This is a genomic window from Streptomyces sp. NPDC057654, assembly GCF_042800135.1.
GTDB lineage: Bacteria > Actinomycetota > Actinomycetes > Streptomycetales > Streptomycetaceae > Streptomyces.
This window is the reverse complement of record NZ_JBHVHQ010000476.1, coordinates 1-6555: the sequence shown is the minus strand read 5'-3', so window position 1 is coordinate 6555 and position 6555 is coordinate 1. Positions and strand designations below refer to the sequence as shown.

Annotated in this window: 4 protein-coding genes; 2 read left to right on the top strand and 2 right to left on the bottom strand. The window is 73.5% G+C overall.

Annotation, left to right across the window (positions count from 1 at the left end):
• The first annotated feature begins 8 nt into the window (after positions 1 to 8).
• Complete coding sequence (locus ACFU99_RS28270; protein ID WP_384397259.1) at positions 9 to 2654, top strand: M4 family metallopeptidase; 2646 nt, start codon at positions 9 to 11, stop codon at positions 2652 to 2654.
• A 49-nt stretch (positions 2655 to 2703) separates the two neighbouring features.
• Here the strand turns inward: ACFU99_RS28270 and ACFU99_RS28265 are convergent, their stop codons facing one another.
• Both ACFU99_RS28265 and ACFU99_RS28260 read right to left on the bottom strand, forming a co-directional pair.
• Positions 2704 to 3867, bottom strand: coding sequence for an FAD-dependent oxidoreductase (locus ACFU99_RS28265; protein ID WP_384397256.1), 1164 nt, complete (start codon positions 3865 to 3867; stop codon positions 2704 to 2706).
• A complete protein-coding gene (locus ACFU99_RS28260; protein WP_384397253.1) occupies positions 3864 to 4604 on the bottom strand; it encodes a TetR/AcrR family transcriptional regulator in 741 nt (246 codons plus the stop codon). Before ACFU99_RS28260 ends, ACFU99_RS28265 begins: the two co-directional genes overlap by 4 nt.
• A 242-nt stretch (positions 4605 to 4846) precedes the next feature.
• On the opposite strand from ACFU99_RS28260, the gene ACFU99_RS28255 reads away from it, so the two are divergent.
• Positions 4847 to 6460 (top strand): hydantoinase/oxoprolinase N-terminal domain-containing protein, encoded by a 1614-nt coding sequence (locus tag ACFU99_RS28255; RefSeq protein ID WP_384397250.1) that lies wholly within the window; start codon positions 4847 to 4849, stop codon positions 6458 to 6460.
• Positions 6461 to 6555 lie beyond the last annotated feature (95 nt).

Genomic DNA, 6555 nt, shown 5'->3' with positions numbered 1-6555 from the left:
CCCGTGAACTGATCCCCGGCAAGCGCACCGCCGCCCCCGCCCTCGTCGACGGCATCCGTGAACCCGCCGACGCCACGGTCGGCGCCGTGGACGCGGCGCGCGGCCACCTCGCCGCCCACCGCGGCCGCTACCGCATCGCCGACCCGGTACGCGACCTGCGGCCCGTACAGGCGGTGGAAACCGGCGGCGAGGAGACCGTACGGCTCCAGCAGCGGTACCGGGGCGTGGAGGTCCTGGGCGGCCAGTACGTGGTCCGGATGGAGCACAAGGGCGGCAAGCGCGTCGTCACCGGCGCCTCCGGCGCGTACTTCACCGGCCTGACGACCGGCACCGACCCCGAGGTCGACGAGGCGCCGGCGGTCGAACGGGCCGTCGACGCGGTGACGGACCAGCTCCGGGCGGCCGGACGGGGCGGCGCGGCGCGGGACGAGGCGCCACCGCTGTCCGGCGCGGCGCGCGGGCTGGTCGTGCTGCCCCGGGGCACGGGCCTGCTCACCTGGCACGTGACCGTACGCGGCGAGAACCCGGGAACGGGCGAACCGGTGCTGCGGGAGGTCTATGTCGACGCGCGGGCCGGGTATCCGGTGCTCCAGTACAGCGGTATCAAGACGTTCGCGGCGTCCGCCGCTCCCGCCTCGACTTCCCGAAGGGCATACCGACAGGCCGACGACGGGCCCGCCGTAGTGGGTTCCGGCGTCAAGTACGACGGCCAGGCAGTCGCGTTGCAGCTGACCCAGGACGAGGCGCGGCAGCGGTATGTGATGCGCGATCAGTCCCGGATGGGGGACGGCAGCAAGAACCCGATCTCCACCTGGGACGCGCGCGACAGATCCGTCAGCGAGGTGTCCGGTCAGTGGCCCGCCGGCATCGAGGAGTTCGCTTCGCCGACCCCCGCCTTCGGCGGCGAGGCGACCGAGGCGGGCGCGGTCGACGCGCACTGGGCGGCGGGAAAGGTCTACGACTACTACCGGCAGGTGCACGGCCGGGACAGCCTCGACGGCCGCGGCGGAGTCATCAACTCCCTCGTCGGCGTCACCGACTTCGGACGCCCGTACAACAACGCCTTCTGGGACGGAACCAAGATGGTGTACGGCGGCGGCGACGCCGAGTACCGCGCGTTCTCCGCGGGCCTGGACGTCGTCGGGCACGAGATGACGCACGGCGTCGTCGAGAACAGCGCGAACCTGGTCTACGCGGGCCAGTCCGGCGCCATGAACGAGGCGATCGCCGACTACTTCGGCAACGCCGTCAAGACCGACGCCTACGGCATCCCCATGGACAGCCCCGACGCCGGACTGCTCGGCGAATCGCTGTGCCGGACCAAGCCGCCGCGCGAGTGCGCGACCCGCGATCTCAACGACGGGCGGAGTGCCGCCACGTCCTTCCTCGGCGTCTCCCTCACCACCGACAACGGCGGCGTCCACCTCAACTCCACCATCTTCTCGGGCGCGTTGTGGGACATGCGCGAGGACATCGGCCGCACGCTCGCCGACCGCGTCGTCTACCGGGCGCTCACCGCGTATCTGACTCCGCTGGACGGATTCACCGAGGGCCGCGACGCGGTGCTCGCCGCCGCCCGTGACCTCAAGGCGTCCGCGAAACAGCTCAAGGCCGTCGAACGGTCCTTCAACGCCCATGGCATCGTGCCGGGTTGGGAACTCGCCACGGGCGTCGACTCCGACCCGCTGCTGGGCGACGTCAACACGGACGGCGTCCGGGTGGGAGCGGGCGGCGGCTGGTGGGCTGCCTCCAAGTCCAACGAGAACGGCAGCGAGCCGTACTCCGTGTGGGCCGGCCGCGCCGACGGCTCCGGCGCGCCGCAGCGGATCAGCCCCAACGACGGCCGCTACCACGTGCATCCCGCCACCGACGGGAAGACCGTGGTGTGGTTCGCGTACAACCGCAGGACCGTGGACCTCCTCGCGCGGCCGATCGCGGGCGGGCCCGTCAAGAAGCTGTGGACCGGCCGGCGGGTCGGGCCCGAGCTCCAGATCGAGGGCGACGTGGTCGTCGTGGAGTCGCGGCCCCGCGGGGCCCGGTCGATCGTGGAGTATCTGCGGCTCAGCGACCCGACCCCGGTGGACGTGACCGGCGACCGGAGCGTGAACTCCGGCTACCCGTCGATCAGCGACGGCCGCATCGCGTACGCCACCAGCCGGCGTTCCGAGGGCACTTGGACGTACGGGACCGAGGTGCTCGACCTCAAGACGGGCGTACGGACCCGGATGGGGCAGCTCGGGACGCTCAAGGACACCGGGCCGACCGCGATCAACGGGGACCATGTGTTCTGGCTGGCCAACGAGGCGGAGGAGAACCGGCTGACGGCCGTGCGCCGCGCCGACCTCGACGGCGGCAACGTCGTGGACCTCAGCCCGGCGGGCGGTCCGGGCGCCATCGAGGGCATCGACCTCATCGCCACGCGGGACGCGGTGACCGCCGCCACCTGGACGCCCGCCCCCGAATACCGCAACGAGGCGCTGCCCAAGCTGTGGCAGTTCTCGGCGGACGGGAAGCGGAAGGACCGGGTGTCCTGCAACCGGGGCGAGCAGATGTGGGCCGGCATGCCGGGCGGCCGGCAGGTGGTGTGGACGGACTCCACCACCGGCCACAGCGACGTGGTGACACGCACCCGCCCGGCGGGGTCCTGCGGCTGAACTACCCTGTGAGGCCGACCGCTTGATGATCTGTCAGGCGGTCGGTCCGTCAGCTTGTCGCTTCGGCAGCTTCGTCGTTGTACTGCTGCATGAGATCCACGAGCCCCTGCGGCGCGTCCGCGCGGAAGCAGATGTCGAGATTGGCGGCGGACTCGGCGGCCGACGCCTCGCTGCGCGGGAAGAGGTCCCGCTCGTACGCGGCCAGCGCCGCCTCCGTGTCGCCGGGGTGCGCCACGATGGCCGCGGCGAGCTCGGCGGCGTCGAGCATCGCGAGGTTCGCGCCTTCGCCCGCGAACGGGGACATGAGATGGGCCGCGTCGCCGAGCAGCGTCACACCGGGCGTGCGCGCCCAGCTGTGCCCGACCGGCAGGGCGTGGATCGCCCGGGGGACGAGCGCGCCGTCGCTGCCCGCGACCAGCGCCCGCAGGCTCTCGTCCCAGTCGGCGAACGGCTCCAGCACACGGGCCCTCGCCGCCTCGGAGTCCGCGCCCTCGTCGGCGAGGAGCGAGGCGGCCCAGTCCTCGGGGGCCCGCAGCGCGCAGTACGTGTGCAGCGAGCCGTCGGCCGCGCGGTGGACGAGGAAGCCCATCCCCTCGTCGAGCGCGAACATCATGCCGCCGCCGGCGACGGCCGCGCTCCGCGGGTGCCGGGCGTCGGCGTCGTCCATGTGCGCTTCGACGAAGGAGAGGCCGGAGTAGACGGGTGTGGCCTCCGAGACCAGCGGGCGCACCTTCGACCAGGCGCCGTCGGCCCCGATCAGCAGGTCGGTGGTGAGGACGGCGCCGTCGGCGAGCGTCACCTCGTGCCGCCCGTCGCCGAGGGCGCGGGCGGCGGAGACCTTGGAGCCCCAGCGGACCGTGTCGTCGGGCAGGGCGTCGAGCAGCAGGTCGCGCAGCGCGCCCCGGTGCACCTCGGGCCGGTTGGAGTCGTCGCCGGAGTCCTCCCAGCGGAGGTTCGCGTCCTTGTCGAGGATGCGCATGGCCTCGGCGCCGGGGTGGACGAGCGCCCGGAACTCGTCGTAGAGACCGGCCGCGCGCAGTGCGGCCTGGCCGGACTCCTCGTGCATGTCCAGCATGTTGCCCTGGTGCCGGGCGGTCGGCGAGGCGTCGAGTTCGAGTACGGCCGCCGCGATCCCGTTCAGGTGCAGGACCCGGGCGAGGGTGAGGCCGCCGAGGCCGCCGCCGACCACGGTGATGGGCTGGTGCGTCGTCATTTCTCGTGTCCTTCCGTGGCGGCTGGTGCCGGCCGGTCGTTCTCCGCCGGCCCGGCGTCGGGCCTCGGGGTGTGCAGTGTTCCGTTGATCAGCAGCTGGAAGCCCCAGGCCAGGCGCTCGGGGCCGGTACCGGAGAGCAGCTCGGCGCCCAGCGCGGCGAGGTGCGGGTGCGTCTGCCCGGAGGCGTCGCGCAGCGCCGCGGCGACCGCGTCCCACTCGCCGGACCCGGCGGTGGTCTCCTCCTTGCCGGCGTGCTCGGCGGCGGTCGCGGTCCCGTACTGGAGCAGCAGGTCGACGGCCCACGCCGCCCGCCGGGCCGGGACGCCGCCCTCGTCGAGCAGCGAGAGCAGGGCTTCCACCAGGTCGAGGTAGTTCTTGCCGGCCGGCCGGGCGACCAGCGCCGACTGGGCGAGGCCGGGATTCTCGAACAGCACCGTCGTGTACGAGGTGAGGACCCGCACCAGCCGGCCGCGCCACTCGCCGGGCGTCCGGGCCGGGCCGAGGTCGACCGCGCCGAGCATCTCGTCGAGCACGGCCGCGTGCAGTTCGGCGGTGTTGCGCACGTACACGTAGAGCGAGGCGGGGCCGGTGTCGAGCTCCTGGGCCAGGCGGCGCATGGTGACGCGGCTGAGCCCTTCGGCGCGCATCAGCCCGACCGCCGTGTCGACTATGCCGTCGCGGGTGAGGGCGGGCTTGGCGGGCCGCTCCCGACGGCTCCTGGGCGTCTTCGCTGTCATGCCGAAAACTCTAACGAACATGTTCGTGACGAACAAGTTCGTAGCTGATGGGAGCCGGACGGAAGGCTTGGACGGCGCGCCCCGGTCCAGCTGTGTCGGACCCCCTTCGTACGCTGGTTCGTACGGCCCGCCCCTCCCCGCCCGCCTTCCGGGGCACTGCCCGACCACCGCCCCTACGACAGCGCCCACCCGGAACCCGGCGAAAGAGCCCCCCCACCCGCAAACCAGCGAAAGACACCACCATGCGCATCGGTATCGACGTCGGAGGAACCAACACCGACGCCGCCCTGCTCGGGGACGACGACCGGGTGCTCGCGGCCGCCAAGTCGCCGACGACGGCGGACATCACGTCCGGCGTCACGGCGGCCGTCCGCGCCCTCGACCCGCCCGTCGAGTCCGTCACCGCCGTGATGATCGGCACCACCCACTTCCTCAACGCGCTCATCGAGGGCGCCCGGCTCGCCCCCGTCGCGGCCGTACGGCTCGGCCTGCCCGCCACGGCCGCGCTGCCGCCCATGACCGACTGGCCGGAGCGGCAGCGCGCCGCCGTCGGCGGGCACGGCTATCTGTGCCACGGAGGCCGGGAGTACGACGGCCGGCCGCTGTCCCCGCTGGACCCCGACGAGCTGAAGCGGACCGCGGCCGACATCGCCGCCCGCGGCATCACCTCCGTCGCGATCTCCTCCGTGTTCTCGCCCGTCGCCGAGGAGGACGAGCGGCGCGCCGCGGACATCCTCCGCGCCGAGCTCGGCGACGCCACGCACTTCTCGCTCTCCCACGAACTGGGCCGCATCGGACTGCTCGCCCGCGAGAACGCCACGATCGTCAACGCCGCCCTGCGCGACCTCGCCACCGTCATCGTGGAGTCCTTCGGCGAGGCCCTCGCCAAGGTGTCGATCACCGCGCCGTTCTTCCTGTCCCAGAACGACGGGACGCTGATGGACGTGGACTTCGCCCGTACGTACCCGGTGGCGACCTTCGCGTCCGGGCCCACCAACTCCATGCGCGGCGCGGCCTTCCTCTCCGGGCTCGGGGACTGCGCCGTCGTCGACGTGGGCGGCACCACCGCCGACGTCGGCATCCTCGCGGGCGGCTTCCCGCGCGAGGCCGCGGGCGAGAGCGAGGCCGCGGGCATCCGCACCAACTTCCGCATCCCCGACGTCCTCTCCCTCGGCATCGGCGGCGGCTCCCACGTATCCGACGACGCCGAGACCGGCCCCCGGTCCGTCGGCTACCGGCTCACCGACGAAGCCCTCGTCTTCGGCGGCGCCACCCTGACGGCCACCGACCTCGCCGTCGCCGCGGGCCGCGCCGACATCGGCGACCGCAGCCGCGTCGCCCACCTGAGCCCCGAGTTCACCGACCGCGCCCTCGCGCGGATCGCCGAACGGCTGGCGGAGAGCGTCGACCGGATGCGCACCTCGGCCGCGCCCCTGCCGGTCGTCGCCGTCGGCGGCGGCTCGATCCTCGTACCCGGAACCCTGCCCGGCTTCGACGACGTGCGCCGCCCCGGCCACTTCGGCGTGGCCAACGCGGTCGGCGCCGCCATCGCACAGGTCGGCGGCGAGGTCGACCGCGTCTTCCAGGTGCCCGAAGGCCGCCGCGAGGCGGTGCTCGCCGAGGCCCGCGAGGAGGCCGCGGGCCGTGCCGAGGAGGCGGGCGCCCGGCACGGCAGCGTACGGATCGTGGACATCGAGGAAGTGCCGCTCGCGTATCTGCCGGGCGGCGCGACGCGCATCCGCGTCAAGGCCGTCGGCGACCTCGACCTCGGCAGGCTGGGCCGCGACCGGCCCCGCCCGCATGATCCCGACCAGCCCGGCACCCAGCGGCACGACGGAGCGACCCCCCATGCGTGAGATCACCCTCGACATCCTCGACGACATCGCCCGCGGCGCCGGCATCCTCGGCACCGGAGGCGGCGGCGACCCGTACATCGGCAAGCTCCTGGCCC